Origin of the sequence: Flavobacterium sp. 40-81 (assembly GCF_001898245.1) — a bacterium.
In the GTDB taxonomy this organism is placed as follows: Bacteria; Bacteroidota; Bacteroidia; order Flavobacteriales; family Flavobacteriaceae; genus Flavobacterium; species Flavobacterium inviolabile.
In genome coordinates this window covers 79,458-100,279 of the sequence record NZ_MKTM01000020.1, presented here as the reverse complement: position 1 = coordinate 100,279, position 20,822 = coordinate 79,458, and the positions used below count along the sequence as shown (strand labels likewise).

Genomic DNA, 20,822 nt, shown 5'->3' with positions numbered 1-20,822 from the left:
TTAAGCCTGCCAACCGAAATATCTTTGCCCTGTTAATAATCTAAACATTAAAAGATATGAAAGTAGCATCCCTGTCAAAAATCAAAATCCTGACCTGCCTGTTAGTATTATCCGGTATTTTCGGAAATGTAACAACAGCCTTAGCACAATCATCAAAAACAATTAAAAATGTAGTCCTGGTACACGGGGCATTTGTAGACGGTTCCGGCTACAGAGGTTTATACGATATCCTGACCAAAAAAGGCTATAACGTTACTGTAGTGCAAAACCCTTTAAGTTCCCTGGCAGCCGATGCAGACGCGACCACAGCAGCTTTGGACAGACAGGACGGTCCGGCAATTTTAGTAGGCCACTCTTATGGCGGAAGCGTGATTACCGAAGCGGGCGATCATCCTAAAGTTGCGGCTTTGGTTTACCTTGCCGCTTTCCAGTTAGATAAAGGCGAATCAGCTTTGGATTGGGCCAAAACAGAACCCGGCTCTCCCAAAAACGGTATTTTACCAGCCGATGAAAAAGGAATACTGTATTATGACAAAGCCAAATTCCATGAAGGATTCTGTGCCGATGTTCCGAAAGAACTGGCAGACTTTATGTATGCTTCACAAGGCCGTTTTGCCGCCGCTGCATTAGCCGCAAAAGTGACCAGAGCACCCTGGAAAACAAAACCTTCCTATGGTATCGTGGCTACTCAGGACGAAGCAATCCTGCCTTCCATTCAACGTAAAATGTATCAAAAAGCCAAAGCTAAAATAACCGAGATCAAAGGCAGTCACGCTGTGTTTATCTCGCATCCGCAGGAAGTGGCCGACGTGATTATCAAAGCTTCAAAAGAAATAAAATAAGTCTTATCCTAATTATAAAAACACTCCGCAAATCCCGGAGTGTTTTTTTGTATACCCGGAATCTGATTTATACTATCCCTATTGTTTTTACAGGATCGTACTTTGTTCCTGATAGCTGTTTTTTGCGGCGGCTACCTCATCACACTAATTAGCAACACTTTAAAACCCGGTAATATTCTTTAGTAATACAGCGGGATTGCCATTCTGAACAACGTTTTATGTTTACATATTCGTTATATTGCGTATGCAATAACTACTAATAAATGATTGTTCAATTGTCCTCTGTTTCTAAAGAGGCGCTTAAAACGCTATTGATATGCCCTGGAATCCCGAATTATACGACCAGTTTAAAGACGTCCGTTACCGTCCTTTTTATGATTTAGCCGCCTTGATTACACCTGAAGAATCGTTTCAGGCAATCGATTTAGGCTGCGGTACAGGAGAGCAGACAGCCATATTGACCCAAAAATTTCCCGGAGCCCATTTTACCGGTGTGGATGCCTCACCGGAAATGTTAGCCAAATCCAAAGCTTTTGAAAACGAACGTTTGCAGTTCCAACTGGCAACAACCGAAGCCATTACCGGTTCCGGCCAGAAATGGGATCTGATTTTCAGCAATGCCGCTTTGCAATGGTCGCCCGATCATGAAACCTTATTCCCGAAAATGCTTTCCCTCTTACATCCCGGCGGACAATTTGCCGTGCAGATGCCGGTCCAGAAAGAGAACGTACTGAATAAAATTTTATTTGAACTCATCGAAGAGCAGCCTTTTGCAACTTACCTCAACGGTTATAAAAGAGATTCTCCGGTATTGTCCTTAGACAGCTATGCACAGCTTTTGTTTGATAACGGTATGAAAGACATCCAGCTGTTTCAGAAAGTATACCCCATCATTGCCGCTGATCACGACACGCTGTACAACTTTATCTCCGGAACATCGCTGGTTCCTTATATGGAACGTCTGGACAAGGAACAGCAGGAACATTTTATAAAAGCTTTTAAAGAAAGGATAGCCCGGAATTTCCCTAAACTGCCTGCAATATATGCGTTTAAACGAATCCTGATGTATGGCATCAAAGCGTAATCCCTGCAACCGGACTTCCATAAAACAGGCTATTTCAAAGCATTACCAATCCATTTTGATAGTTACAACAAAGTAAAATGATACGCTCAACAAAATACAAAAGAGAATCCCGTTCTAATTTTGCGATATCAAATCATACAAAATGGAACAAAACAATTATCAGGGAGCATTGCAGAAACCTATAGGTTCTGGATTTAATGCGACATCCACAGCACAGGATGTCATTAAAGGAATCGATCTTACCGGAAAAACAGCCATCATTACCGGCGGCCATACGGGTATCGGATTAGAAACAACCAAAACACTTGTAGCCGCTGGCGCTACGGTTATCGTACTGGTAAGAGATGTGGAAAAGGCTAAAAAGAACCTTCAGGGCATTACAAACATCGAACTGGAAACCATCGACCTGATGGAACCCGAATCCATTGAAGCTTTTGCCCAAAAATTCCTGGCAACCGGAAGACCAATTCATTTACTGATCAACAATGCCGGTATTATGTGGGTACCTTTACGCCGCAACAGCCTTGGCATCGAATCCCAGCTGGCTACAAATTATCTGGGTCAGTTCCACCTGACGGCCAGGTTATGGCCGCTGCTAAAAAAAGCCAACGGCGCAAGAGTACTGAATGTTTCGTCCTTTGGCCACCAAATGGCACCATTTGACTTTGAAGATCCTAATTTTGAACGTCGGGAATACCAGACCTTATCGGGCTACGGACAATCAAAAACAGCTTGTAACCTGTTTGCTTTAGAATTGGACAACAGAGGTAAAGCCTTTAATGTACGGGCTTATGCACTGCATCCGGGTTCGGTGTATGGTACCGATCTGGGCAGGGAAGAACCGATCGAACTATTCAAGCAACTGGGTACGCATGATGCTGAAGGCAACATCAAACCGGAAGTTGCTGCCCGGTTAAAAACCATTCCGCAAGGTGCCGCTACCACCGTTTGGTGCGCTACAAGTGCAGCCCTAAACCATATTGGCGGTGTTTACTGTGAAGATTCGGATATTGCCGAACTGGATACGGGACAAATCGAACACCGTTATGATGAGCCGTCCACCATATATGGTGTACAGCTGTATTCACTGGATGAAAACCATGCAAAACAGCTTTGGACATTAAGCGAAAAACTAACCGGTATATCGTTTAAGACCAATTAATCAGCAGTCTTTTTTTTCCTTTAACAAGGCTATAATCGAAACATTAATCCCACTGTCTTTGGCAGCTATCCGCATACCTTCCAAAGACAGTTTTTTTAGCAAACTTTTCCGTTCCAGTACAACTACGATCAAAAAATAACCTGATCCGGCGTAAAAGCACAGATATTGTTTATTTTTACAGGAATAGAACAGCTTGCTGCAGCAATACCCTATACCCGATGGAATACCAGGCAAAATACATCACTCCGGACATCAAACTGTCCTGTTATGAGGATAAGCTTTTTAAATCCGAACTGCTATTCGATTACCACATGCTCGTCTGGTTTATTTCCGGCGAAACAAGGATCATACAGGCCGACAAGACCTATTGTTTCGGCGCTGGTGATATTTTCCTGATTCCGCGAAACTGCCTGGCTACGGTGATCAATTACCCCAAGCACGGATTACCGCATAAAACAGTGGTGATGCACCTGGCTACAGAAAGGCTGCAAGAGTTCTACTCCGGTATTGCCGTTAAACAGCAGAGCAGTACATCCCAAAAGATCTTTCATTTCAAAGACCATCCTTTACTGGAAAGCTGTCTGGCTTCCTTAATTCCTTATTTTGACATGGAAGATGTTTTTCCCGAACATCTTGCCAGCCTGAAAATTACAGAGGCGCTGAGCATTTTGCGGGAAATCGATACGGATGTGGACCAGGTTCTGGCAAATTTCGGAGAACCCGGAAAAATGGATCTGATGACGTTTATGGAACGTAATTTTATGTTCAACATGTCTTTAGAAAAATTTGCCTACCTCACCGGAAGAAGCCTGGCAACCTTCAACAGGGATTTCCGGAAATTGTTTCACGCCACTCCGCAACGCTGGCTGCTACAAAAGCGGCTGGAACTGGCACATTATTACCTTGCCGAAAAGCACAAAAAAACCACCGAAATTTACCTGGAAGTGGGTTTTGAGGATATCTCCCATTTTTCCTATGCGTTTAAAAAACATTTCGGCTACACTCCCACCATGCTGCCGGCAAAAGGGTAATTTTATTTTTTAAATTAAAAAAATAACCCTAAATTTATATTCCGCTACCCGGTACCGTTTTGCCGGATGGTTCCCATCTCCCCTTAATGCATAAGAACTTTGGTACGATACAGAAATGTAATGTTGCAAACGAATGCTTATACCCGAAATGTTGTTCAAAGGTCAGAATAAGCCTGCCCTTATAATGCGCAGTAATGCCAATAAATATTACCGAATAAAAAGCCCCCGGAGTTACAAAAAAACAGTGTTAATCTAAATGTATTCCATGCTTAAATTCTTGCTTTTCTTTTTCCTGCTTCCGACGGCCACACCGGTAACTGATTATGAGTTGGCCGAAATAATGTCCGGATTATCCAACAACCAGAAAACCATCCTTTACCAATATGGTACGTTAAAAACCTACGGTAATACTGCAACTGCTGACGCTTTCTGGATAGCACACCAAACCGGACTGGCACCGTTAACCAAACAGCAGGCCGCCCTGATCGCTTCGGATTTATTAGAGAATGCGCAATTGGCCTATACCGTCAAAAAAACATCACGCCTGCAAGCCTTAACCGGATTGTTCACTGCGGCACGGCTTTTATCGGCAGCGGCGGCTTTAATAGCAACCTTTGCCCTGCTGATGCTGCTCAAACGTTTCTGGCATCACATCTATGAACGGATTCTCCAATATTTAACTCCGTTCTTCCGCTTGCTTTTTTCGCCAAAAATACTCCGGTTTGAACTGCTGCTGCTTGCTGTGGCAGCGCTATATTTCGGTCCGGAGCTAAAGGATGTTGTCCTTCGTACCATCACAATACACCTCGGCCTGGCTGTATTCTGGGTACTGCTGACCTCGTTTGCAACCGGGAAGCCTTTCTATAAAATCACTTCCTTTTCTTTTACCTATAAAGAGCTGACTCCAAAAGAAGTACTGGTACAAATAACGCTGCCCGCAGTGATAACAATATTGGCGATGATCCGGGTAATCTACCAGACCAAAGATCCCTGGTATCCGTTTGAAATAACCGTATCTGTCTTAATCACCTTATACCTGCTTCCTCCTGTACACAGGCTACTGCCTAAAGCCTGGCGGTTATTATTCCCTTTTCCGGATACTTTATCCCATTCAAAAAAGATCCCGGCTTCCTGTATTGTACTCCTAATGCCGTTATGGCTGGTACTGCTGTTTTTACCGGCAACATTCACAGTGCCATTGCTGGTACTTAGTCTGTTGCTGATCCTGCTTTTACTATATGTCTCCCTAAACGAATCCTTTTCGGGTAAAAGCTATAAGAATTATATCGGAATACAGCTGTTCACCGTCGTCTACCTGTGTGCCTGCGTGATTGCAGGCGAAAAATCACATGTTGCCACACTCACCTGGTCCGGACTTTGCGGTATCTTCTTTTATGTACTGATCAAATACTGGGAAGTTCCGGTACTGTTTGGCTGGAGCTGGAAAAACAAAAAAGCACTGGGCATTCTGGGTATGGCAATCTTAATATGGGGAATTGCCCGGCTGCTTGTGTATTTCCCAAAACTGTTTCCGGGCTTTTCAGGCAGCTTATAATATGTATTAAAATGATGTTTTTTATTAATAACATGGCACAATAATTATCAAACCAATGTTCACTTTAAATTTAGCAACCATGAAACACTTACTATACCTTTTTGTATGCCTCACTTGTATGACAGCAAAGGCGCAATTAATCGAAAATTCAGCCATCAGTGTCGGTTACCAATACCTGGGCCGCCACAGCCTTAGTCTGGGTACCGAAACCAAGATATTTGCCCAGGATGAACGCAATTCAACCGGTTTAACAGCAGGTTTGGGCATGCGGTATCTGTTTAACGGATCCGGTTATCCCGATGTAATTCCGGAGGGCAGCCTTGCGTACAGGCGTATGTTTTTCTACGGTAAACTACAGGTATCTCCCCAACACATCAATCCCAATATCGGACTACAAATGTTCAATATGATGTCACTGCACAGCGGTTATAGCTGGAATCTGGGCGACAATCACAGCGGCATAAAAGGATTTACCATCGGACTCAATATTTCATTAGGAGGCCGTAATTTTTATGACAAATTATACTATTGATAAAACAGATTCTCTATTTTTACATAGCTCCTTGCGGGTAAATAACGAAACATTATTTATAGTCAAAAAATACTTTAATGGAAAACTACAGTGTGGTTATATTCATAATGGCTATTATGATTGCGCTTACCGCTATAGCCGATAAAATTAAACTACCTTACCCGATACTGCTGATAACAGCCGGAATCGGTATTGGCTTTATTCCTTCCATGCCCAATATTGAGCTTAGCCCCAAAGTCGTATTTCTGCTTTTCTTACCGCCTTTATTGTATGATGCCGCTTTTAATATCTCCTTTAAAGACTTTAAAACCCATATCAATACCATTGGGACCTTGTCTATCGGTTTGGTTTTCCTGACCACTACCGGTATCGCGGTCACTGCACATTATTTAATAGATGGTATGAGCTGGCCGTTATCTTTTGTATTGGGTGCCATACTGTCTGCTACAGATGCCGTAGCGGCCATTGGCATTACCAAAGGACTCGGGTTGTCCCATAAATCAATTACCATATTGGAAGGAGAAAGCCTGGTAAACGATGCCTCCGCTCTGGTTGCTTACCGGTTTGCCGTGGCTGCCGTTACCGGATCGGCCTTTATCTGGTGGAAAGCGTCCCTGGAATTTTTAGTACTCATGGCCGGCGGCTTGCTGGTAGGTATCGTCCTGGGGAAAATACTCACCTACATACTCCGGCTGGTGCATCATGATATTTTAGTGACGATCAGCTTTATCATTTTAATGCCTTTTGTCACTTACCTTGTTGCCGAAGAAATTGGTGTTTCCGGTGTCATTGCCGTAGTTACCATTGGTTTGAGTATTTCCCGCATCAGCCGGAAAATATTCCCGGAAAACCTGAAACAGCAATCCCGGACCATCTGGGATATTATTGTTTTCCTGCTCAACGGACTGATCTTTATCCTGATTGGCCTGGAATTTCCGTATGTCCTGAAAAACATAGAAGAACACCAGATCCTTCCCTACATTGGTTATGCCTTCCTGATTACGGTTGTAGCCCTGGGACTGCGAATGGCAAGAGTGTTTTTACAGAAAATAAATCTACAGCGTGCATTTCAAAGTAAAAAGCGAAAAATACCCGAAGATGCTTTACTGGACTTTTCAAACAGTTTAATTATCAGCTGGTCCGGTATGCGGGGTATCGTATCGCTTGCCATAGCAATAGGTTTGCCGGCCACTCTAAAAGACGGTACGCCTTTTCCGTTACGCCACGATATTATATTTATTGCTGTGGTAGTGGTTCTTTTTACACTGCTCGGACAGGGGCTCACATTACCCTGGGTTGTAAAAAAATTAAAACAGTAAGCTTGCTTTTGTAAAATCGGTATCACAATTAAAGCCGGTTTTTAAACGAAACATCTTATGTTTGTAATAAATTAGAACTGTTATGAAACTGTATACCAAAATAGTCAACCAGATCAAGGAAGATATTGCCGGCGGAAAGTACAAACCCGGCGAAAAAATTCCTGCAGAACCGGAACTGATGCAGCAATACGGCGTTGGAAGATCAACCATACGGGAAGCTATCAAAACACTGGCGATTTCCGGTATACTGAAAGTTCAGCAGGGTTCCGGCACTACCGTTAACAGCGACTACAGGGAACTAAACATGGAGCAGCGCCTTCAGCATGCCGATTTTGATGAAATTAACGCCGTCCGGAGGCTGCTTGAAGAAGAGATCATAAAACTGGCAAGTGTTAACCATACTAAAGAACAGCTCGAAGCAATCGAAAAATGTTTAGAGCGGCGTAAAGCAGCCATACTTGCCGAAAATCCACAGGAATGTGCCGATGCCGATATTGATTTCCACATGGCCATTGCTTTTGCTTCCGGAAATAAGGTTTTGGCCGAACTATACTATGGTTTTACGGTAGTACTGCGCAATTTCTTTAATGCCCGTGAAACTAACGGCACCAGTAAATTTGCGATAAACCATTACCTGCACGAACAATTACTGGACGCGATAAAAAAGAAAAAAGCCAATACCGCCTTACAGGTATTAAAGAAAATACTGGAGCGCAATTACTAATATTCCCGTGTTAATTTTTTTCCAAAAAACATCAAAACATCTGATGTTTAAAAAAAAGAGCGTACGTTTGTATTGAAATTTAAAACGATGTAAAAAAAGCATACGGAATACGCGTATAAAACGATTGCATATTCCGTAGGATACCGTAACCCTCAATATTGAATTTTATGACCATACTTACCTTTACCCTTATCCTGTTAGTAGGTGCTTATCTGGCGGGTTTATTAGGTTCGCTGACCGGTTTGGGCGGCGGCGTTGTTGTCATTCCGCTGCTAACCCTTGGTTTTGGCGTTGACATCCGTTATGCCATCGGTGCTGCTTTACTGGCATCAATAGCAACCTCATCCGGTTCGGCCAGTGCCTATGTAAAAGAAGGAATCACCAATATCCGCCTGGGCATGTTCCTGGAAATAGCCACGACCATCGGAGCGGTGATTGGTGCCCTCATTGCGGTTTATACGCCAACCAATACCATTGCAATACTGTTTGGTATTGTCCTTATTTTTTCGGCAGTAATGACCTTACGCAAGAAAAACCAGGTGGCTTTAACCGAAGGCAGCAGGCTTTCCTATGTCTTAAAGCTAAACAGCACCTATCCTACCAGTCAGGGTGAAGTGGCCTATAAATTAAAAAATGTAGGTGCCGGTTTCTCTATTATGACAGTGGCCGGTGTGTTATCCGGTTTGTTGGGAATCGGTTCCGGAGCCTTAAAGGTGCTGGCAATGGATACCACCATGCGCATTCCTTTTAAGGTGAGTACCACCACCAGTAACTTTATGATCGGGGTTACCGCTGCCGCCAGTGCGGTGGTTTACCTGCAAAGAGGCTATATCGATCCGGGCATTGCTTTCCCGGTAATTATAGGTGTTTTAGGTGGTGCTTTTACCGGCTCAAAATTATTGACCCGAATGGATCCTAAAGTGCTGCGCATCATTTTCTGTATCGCCATTACTTTTGTGGCCATTGAAATGATTTACAACGGTTACCAGCATCAATTCTAACGAATCGCTATTTACAACTTATGAAAAAGCTACTTTCAAAAAATTTGTGGAACGACACCGATGTAGAACAATTGGTTGGTCAGTTATTGCGCTATGGCGTGATCACCGCCTGTATTTTAGCGCTTATCGGCGGTATTGCCTATTTAACGGAACACGGCAGCAACCCGGTTCCGCAGTATGGTATTTTCACCGGTGAAGGTGCAGAATACACCACTTTTAAAGGTATTTTAAACGGTGTTTTAACCTTAAATCCAAACGAGATCATACAGTTTGGCGTACTCGCATTGATTGCCACGCCTATTTTGCGGGTGTTGTTTTCCCTGTTCGCCTTTATACTGGAAAAAGACAAACTGTACATCGGCATCACCCTTATTGTTCTGTGCATCCTGATGACCAGTATTTTTGGCGGTCTGAAAGTTTAACCGAAAATCATTCCGGAAAAACCGGAAATACAACAAAAATTTAACGTACATCCCTTCAAAAATGGATAACTTTGGTTATATACTTTATGGCGTAACTCTTACACTATAAACCATTACCAACATTCATTTTTTTAATAAAACCATATACACTATGTCCCATTCCATTAAAAATTATACCTTAAATAACGGCGTTGAAATTCCGGAAATCGGATTTGGAACCTGGCAAACGCCCGACGGAGCAACAGCTATTCTGGCCGTTAAATCGGCATTGGAAAACGGGTATCGCCATATTGATACCGCAGCGATTTACGGAAATGAAAAAAGTATCGGACAGGCGATTGCCGAATCCGGTATTTCCCGAAAGGAATTATTCATTACCAGCAAATTATGGAATTCCGAAAGAGGTTATGACAGTACACTAAAAGCCTTTGACAAAACCCTGAAAGACCTGCAAACCGATTACCTGGATCTATACCTGATCCACTGGCCGGCTACCGAAAAACAATTTGCAGACTGGCAGCAGCAAAATGCCGATACCTGGCGTGCTTTTGAAAAATTATACGAAGACGGAAAAATTAAGGCTATCGGTGTCAGTAACTTTTTAGTGCACCATCTGGAAGCCTTACTGGTAAATGCCAAAGTGAAACCGGTTATCAACCAGATCGAATACCATCCGGGTTACCTTCAGCCAGAAATCGTTGCCCTGTGCCAAAAAGAAAACATACTGATTGAAGCCTGGTCGCCGCTAGGAACCGGAAAAATGCTGACCAATGCTGTTTTAATGGAAATTGCTGCCCGTTATCAGGTAACTGTTGCTCAATTGTGCATCAGATGGTGCCTGCAAAACGGAACTTTACCGCTACCAAAATCCATCACTCCGGAAAGAATCCAGCAAAATCTGGATGTTTACGGATTTACGATTACCGATGCAGATATGGAAGCCATCAATGCTTTACCCTACATTGGCGGATCCGGCTTGTATCCGGACGATGTGGACTTCTAAAATAAATAACGGCATCATGTCCGTCAGAAAAGGATAATGAAGATTATCCTTTTTGTTTTTTGATCATTATTCAAAAGTCATAAGATTGATAATTATAATGGTTTTACAGGATTTCCATTCCGATTTTTGGTAACTTTAGCCTTAGCCGGAATACCTGTTTCGGCTTAACCGTTTTAGGATTGCCCGCTAACAGGACAAATCATACTTATAGCAACAACCGATTAATTCAAAATATAAAAGAAATGAATATTAAAATTGTAACAGTAGCCGGAAGCGGTGTTTTGGGAGCGCAAATTGCTTTTCAAACGGCTTTTCACGGATATACCGTAAAGGTTTATGATATTAATGACGCTATATTAGAAAAAGCAAAAGCTGCTTTTCAAAAGCTGGGAACAGCCTATCAGGCTGATCTGAACGCCACTCCGGAACAGGTTGAAAAAGCAATACAAAATTTAAGTTATTATACCGATCTGGCAGCAGCGGTAAAAGATGCCGATCTATTGATCGAAGCCGTTCCTGAAAATCCGGCCATCAAAACGGATTTCTACAAAAAACTGGCTGCCGTGGCTCCGGAAAAGACCATTTTTGCGTCCAATTCTTCCACGCTCCTACCGAGTCATTTTGCCGGCGCTACCGGAAGGCCTGAAAAATTCCTGGCATTGCATTTTGCCAATGAAATATGGAAACACAACACAGCCGAAATTATGGGACATCCGGGTACCGACGCTGCCATTTTTGACACGGTGGTTGCTTTTACCAAAACCATCGGAATGGTTGCTTTACCGCTCCACAAAGAACAGCCGGGCTATATCGTAAATTCCCTGCTGGTTCCTTTATTGGGTGCCGGTCTTGATCTACTGGTACGAGGTGTTGCCGATGTGGAAACGGTCGACAAAACCTGGATGGTTGCCACCGGAGCTCCGGTAGGTCCTTTTGGTATACTGGATGTCGTGGGTATCACCACCGCATACAACATTAATAAAATTGCGGCTACCGCTTCCAAAGATCCCGGCCAGATAAAGGTAACCGAGTACCTGAAAAAACATTTTATAGATACCGGAAAACTGGGTGTTGTTTCCGGAGAAGGGTTTTATAAATATCCGAATCCGGCCTATGAGGATCCTGATTTTTTAAAATAAAAGCAAAGCCGGTTTCATTCTAAAACGAAACCGGCTTTTTTATACCAATCCTATATTTAGCTTAAAACCTGTATCATCGTTTCAACCAGGCCTTTGGTTGCCTGATTGATCTGCTGAACATATTGTGCCATCGTTGCACCGCCAACAACGGTCCACAATGGTCGCTCCCCTGCCGGAAGCTCCAGTAAACCGGCTACAGCATCGGCCACTTCCTGCGGATCGGAACTGTCGGTTGTAGGGGTAAAAAAGTGATCGAGTCCCGCTTTTAACCGGTGAACATCCTGTCCGTATGCAGACGCTGCTCCCGGATTTCCCGGTTGTAATGCCTTAGCTGTAATATCTGTGGTCTGATAAGCTCCCGGCTGAATAACCGCAACATCAATACCCGCCGATTTAAGTTCGTAGTGATACCCTACCGATAAGGCATCCAAAGCCGCTTTTGTACTGTTGTAAGTCGCTAACAGCGGCCCTACATTTCTCGCCTGTACACTGGTCAGGTTAATGATCAATCCTGACTTTTGCTGGTGCATCAGCGGCAATACCGCCTTGATCATTCTGTCCGGTCCAATAACATTTACCTGGAACAGCTGTTCCGTTTGCTGTATGGTTAAGGTTTCGGCAATACCAATATAAGAAATACCGGCATTATTGATCAGTACGTCAATGTGACCTCCTGATTTTTCCGTTATTTCCGAGATAGCTTTCGCTACCGATGCATCACTGGTAACATCCAGCTCCACAATTTCAATAATACCGTTATGCGCTTTCGCCCATTCTTTTAGCGCTTTTGCCGGTTCTGCATTCGCTCCGTTAATGTTACGCATTGTTGCATACACCGTATGCCCTTGTTTTACCAATGTTTTTGCCGTTAATAGTCCGAAACCGCTGGCACTTCCTGTTAAAATAATCTTTTTCATTGCTTTTTTATATAATAGTTTAATTTTTCTGATGATCGGTACTCACGGATAAGGTTTCCCATTCCGCTACTTCTTTTGCTATAGTGCTCATTTTGGCTTGCAGGGCACTTACCGCATCTTTACCAACCGGTAAGTGTAACGGCGGATGTTCCGCATTGGCCAGCTCCAGAATTACCTGAGCCAGTTTTGCAGGATCGCCGGGCTGATTGCCGTGAAGCCCCGCAACAGCCTGCCGCACCTGACCGACCGTTCCCTGGTATTCCTCCAGTAGTAGCTGCGAGCTTTTATAGGAATCACCGGAAGCAAAATCAGTACGGAACAATCCCGGGGCAACGGCTGTTACGTGAATACCAAACGGTTTTACTTCCAGCTGCAATCCTTCCGTGATGCCTTCTACTGCAAATTTTGTAGCCCCGTAAAGCCCGAAACCGGGAACCGTAGCCGCATATCCGAAAAGAGAAGAGATATTGATGATATGCCCTTTTTGACGGCTGCGCATATACGGTAAAACCGCTCTTGTTACATTCAGCAATCCGAAGACATTGGTATCAAACTGGCTTCTCACCTCCTGATCCGTTATTTCTTCCGTAGCTCCCAATAATCCGTAACCGGCATTGTTAACCAGTACATCTATTCCGTCAAATGCGGCAACTGCTTTTTCTACTCCGGCTATAACCTGTTTTTCCTGTGTGACGTCCAGAACCACCACGCTTAGATTTTGCTGTTCCGGAAACTGCTGTTCAAACTGTTCCGGTTTGCTTCTCACGGTAGCCACTACCTTATCGCCGGCTTTCAGCGCGGCTTTGGCAATTTCCAATCCGAATCCTCTGGATGCTCCGGTGATCAGCCATACTTTTTGTTTTTTCATGTTTTTATAGTTTTGATAAGTATTCATATATTTCAAAAATGACCTATCGGTCATTTTTAAGGCAAAAAAATTTAACCTAACAGTTCAATTTCTTTTTTTAAGATCGCAACGATTAATGGCATCGTTTTGCTGTTTTCTTCCATTCTGGACATCATAATGCCGCCTTCCAACAGGGCAAACATTTTGGTTGCAAATTCTTCGGCATTAAAAGGCTGCCGGAATTCGCCGGAAGCGATTCCTTCTTTTAAAATACTGGTTAAGGTAGCCACAGCTAGTGTTATGTTTTTATTCACTTTCTTTTTGATAACCGGGTTGGTATCGTCTGCCTCCATACCAAAATTCAGCATCGGGCATCCGCCGGGAATGGGCGGCTGTTTGGTATTGCTCAGAAAGTCAACATAGACAAATAATTTCCCTTTGGCAGTTTTTTCACGGCCCAGCTGCTGTTTTACTTTTTCAGATAAACAATGCATCGTATAATCTACCACAGCATTGCAAAGTTCTTCTTTGTTTTCAAAATGTACATACAGACTGCCTTTGGCTAAACCGGTGGCTTCCATAATGTCACTCATTGCTGTTGCCGCAATTCCTTTTGTATTGAAAATGGGTGCTGCCTGTTCAATGATGAGCTGTTTGGTACGTGCTGCTTTTGTCATTTCGTTCTGAATTAGAGTACAAATTTAAATGACCTTTCGGTCACTTTTTACATTTGCTGCAAATTTTAACAGAAATTTATTGTTTGTGCCGTATCCTGTGCATTTGTCCATACTAATCTTAATTTTCCGCTGCTAAAACACGGTAAATGCAAAAATGATGCGAACAATGCATAATCTCTTCGTAAAAACATTGCTGTTTTATCAGAAAAATAGACTATTTTTATAGTACCAATCCGGAAACCAAATAATACTAAAACTGCTATAAATGATTTGATTACAAAAATATTCAGTAACTATTAAACACAATAATCATGAATAACAAATTAATTTACTTTTTACTTGGTCTTCTTTTTATTGCCGTAGGAATATGGGTTTTTAAAACTCCGGTGGAATCCTATATTGCGCTTTCTACATTATTCAGCCTGACTTTTTTGATTAACGGTATATTGGAAGTTATTTTCTATGGCTATCAGCGTAAAAGAATGAATGGCTATGGCTGGGGAATAGCTGCCGGTATTTTAGATATTATCTTAGGTTCTTGGCTGTTATCCAGTCCGTTATTATCCATGGAAATAATGCCGTTCTTTATCGGCTTCATGCTTTTATTCCGATCTTCAACCATTATTGCCCTGGCCATTGATGTGGCTGCGCTGAAACGAAAAAACTGGGGCTGGTATCTGGTATTTGGAATTTTGGGACTTATTTTTTCTTTCTTATTGATCTGGAATCCGTTATTCGCACAGATGACCATAATTGTATGGACTGCCCTGGCATTTATCACCATCGGACTTTCCAAAATATTCTATGTTTTTCAGTCACCGGACAATATCCAGCAGATTCTGTAAGATTCATCCAACGATAACAATATAAAAGCAGGAAACGCGTGCGACAAACGGGTTTCCTGCTTTTGCAATTATAGTCTTAGCCTATTTATTAATGTGCCGGTGTACAGATTTCAACCAGGAAACCGTCTGTATCCCGTATATAAGCGACAATCTGTCCCCATGGTTTTTGTTTGGGCTCCATGACAACAACCGCTCCGGCCTTTTTAGCCTGCTCGGTTACTTCCGCTACCTGATCTGTAACAAAACCCAATTCTATCGCAAAAGGTTTGTTCTCCGGGCTGCTTTCAATAAAACCGTCCGGCAGGTTCGTAGCCGCCAATCCTTTTGAAGCAAAAGAAATTGTGGTGGCACCGGTATTTAATTCGCCATAATCGTTTTCCGGTGTTATAAATTTTCGTTCAAAACCAAAAGCGTTTTCATAAAAGCTGATGGCTTTGGTGACATCAGCGACGTATAGAATTGTATATCCGAATTTTACCATTGTTTTCTTTTTTTGAATGTATGATTGCTTACTGTTGTGTTTTATGTTCCAGTGCGCCGAACATTTTGTTGAATACCGGCGTTTTCAGTCCGTATTTTTCTCCTTCCCGAACAACATAACCGGTGAGTGACTGTAGTTCGTTATGTGCCTTTTTATTCAGAAAATCAGAATGCATGGACGATGTTGCTTCCGCTGGCATGGCATGCAATATTTTTAATGTTCTGTCGGTTATATCCTGAACAATGGCAATTTGTTTTGCCAGAGCAATCTGTTTTACTTCATTGACTAAATCGGTAAAAGCCTGTACCTTTTCAGGATCGGACACTATAGCTCCGATATTGCAGTCAAAATAGGTTGTGGCCGTGGCAATAGCGGCAATAAAAATAAATTTCTCCCAGATAACCGTAGCAATATTAACCGATAATTTGGCTTCTATACCCGCCTGTATAAAAAGGCTTTCCAATTGCCGTAATTGTTCGTTTTCGAAATGATCCAATCCGAAAAACAGTTTTTCAATATTCCCCAGGTTCTCTACTTTTCCGGCTTCTGTTAAGCGGGAAACAATATAGGCACAGCCATCCAAAACCATATTTTCCGGAAAAACACTTTTAATACGCTCCCGGCTGTCTACACCGTTAAGAAAAGGTACGATAACGGTTTTACTGTCAATACAGGGTTTTAACTGAACAACAGCCTGCTCCAAATCATAGCTTTTAGTGGTAACGATAACAAAATCTGCGATACCGATCTCGGAAGCATCATCTGTTGCCAATGCCGGCATTGCTACAAACTGATCCGCTCCTTTTACGACTTTCAGGCCATCCTTCTTTATCGCTTTTAAATGTTCGCCACGGGCTAAAAAACAAACCGATACGGCATCATCCTTATCAAAATGTTTTGCTAAAAGTCCACCGAAATATCCGCCAACGCCTCCGATTCCGGCAACTACTATTCTGGTTTTATTCATATTTAGTATTTATAAAAAATTGTAAATCAATATCATAAACCCTCTCATACCGGGATATACAACACATCATTGTGAATTCCGAAGTTATGAAAATTATTTATTCCGTACAGTCAATTCCTTTTCTTAAACCGCATTTCGTTTTAAAATACAGGCTATATTTACACTATTAGAATCTGTTTATAAAATAGTACCCCTGATTTTGCAAAACATGTGTTTTGCAGAAATTACTGTTCTTCACGAAGAGGAGCATAATTTTTCCATGTCTAATTTTATAAACAATGATTATGAAACCAATCAAAATAGCCGTACTTGGCGGAACCGGTAAAGCCGGAAAATTTCTTGTAACCACCTTACTAAACAGCGGTTTTGAGATCAGACTGCTGATCCGGAATCCGGAACACCTGCCTTTCGAAAATCCATTAATGGACGTGATTACCGGCAATGCCAATTCCTATCAGGATATCAAATCGCTATTGACGGGCTGTGATGCCATCATCAGTACGCTCGGTTTAGGAATACCCAACAGTGAAACGTCCATATTCAGTACCGCCACAACAAATATATTAGCGGCCATGCAAGAGTTAGAAATCAACCGGTATATCGTTATTACCGGTTTAAATGTAGCTACACCCCGGGACAGCAAAAATCCGGCGGTGCAGGCAGCTACCAACTGGATGAAAACGCATTACCCGGAAACGACTGCCGATAAACAGCAAGAGTATGCCATATTATCGCAAAGCGAGGCCGACTGGACTTTGGTCAGGCTTCCGTTAATTGAACTGACCGATGCGATTACCAAAACCAGGGTCAGTACACAGGATTGTTCCGGGAATATGATCGGTGCAAAAAACCTGGCCCTTTTTCTTATTGCCCAATTAACCGATACCCAATATCATAGGAAAGCTCCTTTTATTGCAAACGTCTGATCGAAGCAGCGGGTTTTTAAGCCCGCTGTTTTTTTATCTTAACGGACAAATTGCCGTAAAGCGATCCGGTTTCCTTCACTGTCTTCAAATTCGGCTACAAAGCCCCATTCTCCGTTGGAGGTTTTCGGAAAAAGGATTTTCCCGCCGTTTTGCACTGCAAGTGCCAATGTTTCGGCTATGTCTGCTGTTCGGAAATACAGCAAGCAACCGTCTGTCGTGGGTTTATAGATTTCTCCTTTTGCCAGTCCGCCCGAAATGCCGGAACCGTTTTCTTTTATCGGGAAAAAAGCCATTTCATTGCCGTCAATTATATCCTTTTCAAATTCAAAAGCAAAGACGGCCTGATAAAATGTTATGGCCCGGTCTACATCCGTTACCGGAATTTCAAAATAGACCACCGGGTTGTGGGGGGTGTTCATGAGGTTAGATATTAGAAGTTTGATATAGGATATTAGATATATGAGGTTTGAAGTTTGAGGTTAGATTTTTGATTGTGTGAATGCGTCCGTAACTCAATTTGTCCTATTCAAATATACTAAAAACAATGCTGTTGTTCCGGTTATTGGTATGAGGTATCCCACAAAAAAATAGCGAACCCTTTATAATGGTTCGCTATTGAAATAGTTTGTATTCAAATTCCGGTTGGTTACTATTTCATTCTTTTTTTCGTATCGTCCTCTTCCTTGTTTATTTTTCGGGCGGCATTGCTCTGATCTCCGAAATTATACGTAAATGAAACGTTTAGAATACGGCTGTCGAGATTGATATTCTCTTTCATGTCGATATTGTTAAACTGCATGGTTCTGTAGAAACGTCGGCTTTTAAAGATATCGTTTACCGCTACTTTCACTGTTGCCTTGTTGTCCAGTATCTTTTTTTGCAATCCTGTGGATACCACAAAAAAGTCTTTTCGTTCGAAAGTGCTGTAAATGGATCTGGAGTTGTACTGGAAACTGAATTCGGCCGATAATCCCTGTTTAAATTTCATACTGTGCTGGGAATTGACGGTATAGCTCCAGATGCCCGTGGCTACAGCCGTTTCGTTTTGCTCACCGCTGAATTCATTTTTATAGACATTCACAAAGGTGTTCGCATCCCACCAACGGCTTATTTTTACAGCAGACGTAAGGCTGAATCCGTAATTCTTTCTTTTGCTCAGGTTTTCCGAACGCAGTATGGTGGTATTGCTATTGTCTATCTGCGTAATCGCATCAACAATCACATCATCGGTACTGCTGTAGAAAAAGTTAATCATGTGCTTGCTCAAAAAGGAATAACCACCTTCCACAGAATGGGTCAGCTCCGGCTGCAGGTATGGATTTCCTTCATAGAAAATAAATGCATCCCTGAAAAAACGGAACGGGTTCAGGTCGTAATAATCCGGACGGTCAATCCTTCTGCTGTATGACAGTTGTACGGCATGACGCTCGCCGATGTTTTTCTTTAGGAACAGGCTCGGGAACAGCTGTACATAATCTCTTTTAACAACGGAGTTCAGCGTTACCTGGTTTCCTTCCGCATGTGTATATTCCGCTCTCAGCCCTGCCTGAACTTCCATAAAGCGGAAACTTTGCTTGTAATTGACATAACCGGCATGGATCTGCTCTTTATAAATAAAATGGTTGGTCGTTCCTTTGTCAATCGTCCAGTTACCGGCCGCAATTGTATCGTATTGCACATCGTTGTCCGATTTTACAAAACTGCTCTTCCATCCGCCTTCAAAGCTTAATTTTTCTTTGACGCGATAAATATAATCGGCTTTGGCTACAAAAATAGTAGTCGACGAAGGGGTCATTCCCCTGCGGGTCGACAGATAAGCATTCTGGCTGGCTGTAGGATTGAATTGGGTTTCCAGAAGCGCATTGTCCCGGAAACGGGAATGGGTGTAATCCAGATCGGCACTGATTTCCTGCTTGCCCTGGTTGAATTTATGTAAAAAACTTCCGTTATAACTCAGGCTGTTCCATTTGGAATGGTTGTGATTGTTTGTCAGCGCATCGGAAAGCAACTCGCTGGCTGCTGATCGTACTTTATTTTCGGACATACTGTTGCTGGTATAGCTTCCCACATCGCCCGTAAGGCTAAAACCGATAAAGGTATTTTCGGAAAGATCATACTCTACCCCGGCTTTAAAGTTGTTGGTTTTTAAAGGTTCGTCGGTCACACTGTACTGATTCGAGATTTTGTCGAGCTGCTGACGGTTCCCGTCGGTATAAAATTTTCGTTCGAAAGTGAATGTTTCGCTTTCCCCGCGGTAATACTGGTCGTAGCTACCATAAAAATTGTATTTACTGGCTTTATAATTCAGGTTTAATCCGCTGCCAAACCGGTTTTTACGTCCCCTGCCGTAATTGCCGTTTACCGATCCGTTAAATCCGGATTTGTTGTTTTTCTTTAGTTTGATATTAATGACTCCGGCATTTCCGGCTGCATCATATTTGGCAGAAGGATTGGTAATCACCTCAATCGTTCCTACCGAAGAAGAAGCCGTTCCTTTTAGCAGATTGGTCAGCTGCTGCTGGGATAAATATGTTTTCTTATCATTAATCATGATCGTCACTCCCTGCTTTCCTCTCAGGCTGATGTTTCCGTCATTATCCACTATAACTCCCGGTGCTTTTTCGAGTAGTTCCAAAGCCGTATTCCCTTCTGATAAGGCACTGTTTTCAATGTTCATCACAATCTTATCCGATTGCAGCTGTATCAAAGGTTTCTTTACCGTGGCTTCTACCACGACTTCATTGAGCAGTGTTTTATCTTCCTTTAATACTATGGCGGCTATTGTTTTATTCCGGTCACCGGAATGGATCGTGATGCGTTCCGATCCGGAAGTGCTGTAACCGATAAAGCTTGCCGTTACGATATAATCGCCGGGTGCCACTGCCGCAAAAGTATAGTTACCGTTTGTATCGGTAATCGTACTGCTAATTATTTTCCGGGTATCACTATCCAGTAGTGCTACCGTGACAAATTCAAGGGGAAGGTTATTGTTAAGGACATTTCCGTTTAGTTCGGTATTGGAAGTATTCTGGGCGGTAACCTGATACTGGATGAGCAATATCAGCAGAAGGGTAAAAATTTGTTTCACGATATAGGCTTTATATAATCGGGAGCAAAAATACACCTATTTAGACTAAATAAAAATAATATCAGCGTTAAAGTTTCGGTTAAACCTTTTAAAGCATTGGCAGTCTAATGTACTATAAAGCGATAGTTTTAGATTTCTTAACAGCCACTATTTTCTATAAGCTATATAAGGATCTGATTTTTAATCCCAAATCAACGCTCGTTATGACAAAAAAAATTATTTCTCTATTTTTTCTTGTCATTTTAATCCTGATATCCGGA

General features: G+C 42.5%; 21 protein-coding genes. 14 read left to right on the top strand and 7 right to left on the bottom strand.

The features are described 5' to 3' along the window. Positions 1-56: 56 nt before the first annotated feature. From BGO42_RS06940 to BGO42_RS06885, 12 genes are all read left to right on the top strand, one after another. Positions 57-842 carry an alpha/beta hydrolase gene (locus BGO42_RS06940; protein ID WP_273246167.1) on the top strand — a complete coding sequence of 262 codons (786 nt, stop codon included), beginning with the start codon at positions 57-59 and terminating at the stop codon, positions 840-842. 316 nt (positions 843-1,158) lie between these two features. Beyond that, positions 1,159-1,926, top strand: a complete 768-nt coding sequence (locus tag BGO42_RS06935) for a methyltransferase domain-containing protein (protein WP_273246165.1) — start codon at positions 1,159-1,161, stop codon at positions 1,924-1,926. Between the two features lie 142 nt (positions 1,927-2,068). After that, positions 2,069-3,088 carry an SDR family NAD(P)-dependent oxidoreductase gene (locus BGO42_RS06930; RefSeq protein WP_273246163.1) on the top strand — a complete coding sequence of 340 codons (1,020 nt, stop codon included), beginning with the start codon at positions 2,069-2,071 and terminating at the stop codon, positions 3,086-3,088. 218 nt (positions 3,089-3,306) lie between these two features. Continuing rightward, positions 3,307-4,119: a helix-turn-helix domain-containing protein gene (locus BGO42_RS06925; protein ID WP_273246161.1), complete on the top strand. Its 813-nt coding sequence runs from the start codon at positions 3,307-3,309 to the stop codon at positions 4,117-4,119. A gap of 265 nt (positions 4,120-4,384) precedes the next feature. After that, positions 4,385-5,674 (top strand): hypothetical protein, encoded by a 1,290-nt coding sequence (locus tag BGO42_RS06920; RefSeq protein WP_273246160.1) that lies wholly within the window; start codon positions 4,385-4,387, stop codon positions 5,672-5,674. Positions 5,675-5,753: 79 nt separating this feature from the next. Continuing rightward, on the top strand, positions 5,754-6,206 hold the full coding sequence (locus tag BGO42_RS06915; RefSeq protein WP_273246158.1) for a hypothetical protein: 453 nt from the start codon (positions 5,754-5,756) through the stop codon (positions 6,204-6,206). Positions 6,207-6,283: 77 nt separating this feature from the next. Continuing rightward, a complete protein-coding gene (locus BGO42_RS06910) occupies positions 6,284-7,525 on the top strand; it encodes a Na+/H+ antiporter (protein WP_177733408.1) in 1,242 nt (413 codons plus the stop codon). An 82-nt stretch (positions 7,526-7,607) separates the two neighbouring features. Next, on the top strand, positions 7,608-8,249 hold the full coding sequence (locus BGO42_RS06905) for a FadR/GntR family transcriptional regulator (RefSeq protein WP_273246156.1): 642 nt from the start codon (positions 7,608-7,610) through the stop codon (positions 8,247-8,249). 167 nt (positions 8,250-8,416) lie between these two features. Continuing rightward, positions 8,417-9,250, top strand: a complete 834-nt coding sequence (locus BGO42_RS06900; protein WP_273246154.1) for a sulfite exporter TauE/SafE family protein — start codon at positions 8,417-8,419, stop codon at positions 9,248-9,250. Positions 9,251-9,270: 20 nt separating this feature from the next. Further along, the gene (locus tag BGO42_RS06895) at positions 9,271-9,672 is read left to right on the top strand and encodes a DUF1634 domain-containing protein (protein ID WP_177733402.1); all 402 of its coding nucleotides are present in this window, start codon (positions 9,271-9,273) and stop codon (positions 9,670-9,672) included. A 151-nt stretch (positions 9,673-9,823) separates the two neighbouring features. After that, a complete protein-coding gene (locus BGO42_RS06890) occupies positions 9,824-10,675 on the top strand; it encodes an aldo/keto reductase (RefSeq protein ID WP_273246151.1) in 852 nt (283 codons plus the stop codon). A 242-nt stretch (positions 10,676-10,917) separates the two neighbouring features. Further along, complete coding sequence (locus tag BGO42_RS06885) at positions 10,918-11,814, top strand: 3-hydroxyacyl-CoA dehydrogenase (protein WP_273246150.1); 897 nt, start codon at positions 10,918-10,920, stop codon at positions 11,812-11,814. Positions 11,815-11,870: 56 nt separating this feature from the next. Here the strand turns inward: BGO42_RS06885 and BGO42_RS06880 are convergent, their stop codons facing one another. From BGO42_RS06880 to BGO42_RS06870, 3 genes are all read right to left on the bottom strand, one after another. Then, entirely contained in the window at positions 11,871-12,731 is an 861-nt protein-coding gene (locus BGO42_RS06880) for an SDR family oxidoreductase (RefSeq protein WP_177733396.1), read from the bottom strand. 19 nt (positions 12,732-12,750) lie between these two features. Continuing rightward, a complete protein-coding gene (locus BGO42_RS06875) occupies positions 12,751-13,599 on the bottom strand; it encodes an oxidoreductase (RefSeq protein WP_273246147.1) in 849 nt (282 codons plus the stop codon). 71 nt (positions 13,600-13,670) lie between these two features. Continuing rightward, entirely contained in the window at positions 13,671-14,255 is a 585-nt protein-coding gene (locus BGO42_RS06870; RefSeq protein ID WP_273246145.1) for a TetR/AcrR family transcriptional regulator, read from the bottom strand. A 311-nt stretch (positions 14,256-14,566) separates the two neighbouring features. Here BGO42_RS06870 and BGO42_RS06865 point away from each other — a divergent pair, with 311 nt between their 5' ends. Next, complete coding sequence (locus BGO42_RS06865; RefSeq protein WP_177733391.1) at positions 14,567-15,100, top strand: HdeD family acid-resistance protein; 534 nt, start codon at positions 14,567-14,569, stop codon at positions 15,098-15,100. Between the two features lie 88 nt (positions 15,101-15,188). Here BGO42_RS06865 and BGO42_RS06860 read toward each other — a convergent pair whose 3' ends face one another. Continuing rightward, the gene (locus tag BGO42_RS06860; protein WP_177733389.1) at positions 15,189-15,581 is read right to left on the bottom strand and encodes a VOC family protein; all 393 of its coding nucleotides are present in this window, start codon (positions 15,579-15,581) and stop codon (positions 15,189-15,191) included. 28 nt (positions 15,582-15,609) lie between these two features. After that, entirely contained in the window at positions 15,610-16,548 is a 939-nt protein-coding gene (locus tag BGO42_RS06855; RefSeq protein ID WP_273246142.1) for a ketopantoate reductase family protein, read from the bottom strand. Positions 16,549-16,832: 284 nt separating this feature from the next. Here BGO42_RS06855 and BGO42_RS06850 point away from each other — a divergent pair, with 284 nt between their 5' ends. Further along, the gene (locus BGO42_RS06850; RefSeq protein WP_273246140.1) at positions 16,833-17,474 is read left to right on the top strand and encodes an NAD(P)-dependent oxidoreductase; all 642 of its coding nucleotides are present in this window, start codon (positions 16,833-16,835) and stop codon (positions 17,472-17,474) included. Between the two features lie 38 nt (positions 17,475-17,512). Here the strand turns inward: BGO42_RS06850 and BGO42_RS06845 are convergent, their stop codons facing one another. Together BGO42_RS06845 and BGO42_RS06840 are read right to left on the bottom strand one after the other, a co-directional pair. Then, a complete protein-coding gene (locus BGO42_RS06845; protein ID WP_273246138.1) occupies positions 17,513-17,893 on the bottom strand; it encodes a VOC family protein in 381 nt (126 codons plus the stop codon). Positions 17,894-18,123: 230 nt separating this feature from the next. Beyond that, the gene (locus tag BGO42_RS06840; RefSeq protein WP_273246136.1) at positions 18,124-20,562 is read right to left on the bottom strand and encodes a TonB-dependent receptor; all 2,439 of its coding nucleotides are present in this window, start codon (positions 20,560-20,562) and stop codon (positions 18,124-18,126) included. Between the last annotated feature and the right edge of the window lie 260 nt (positions 20,563-20,822).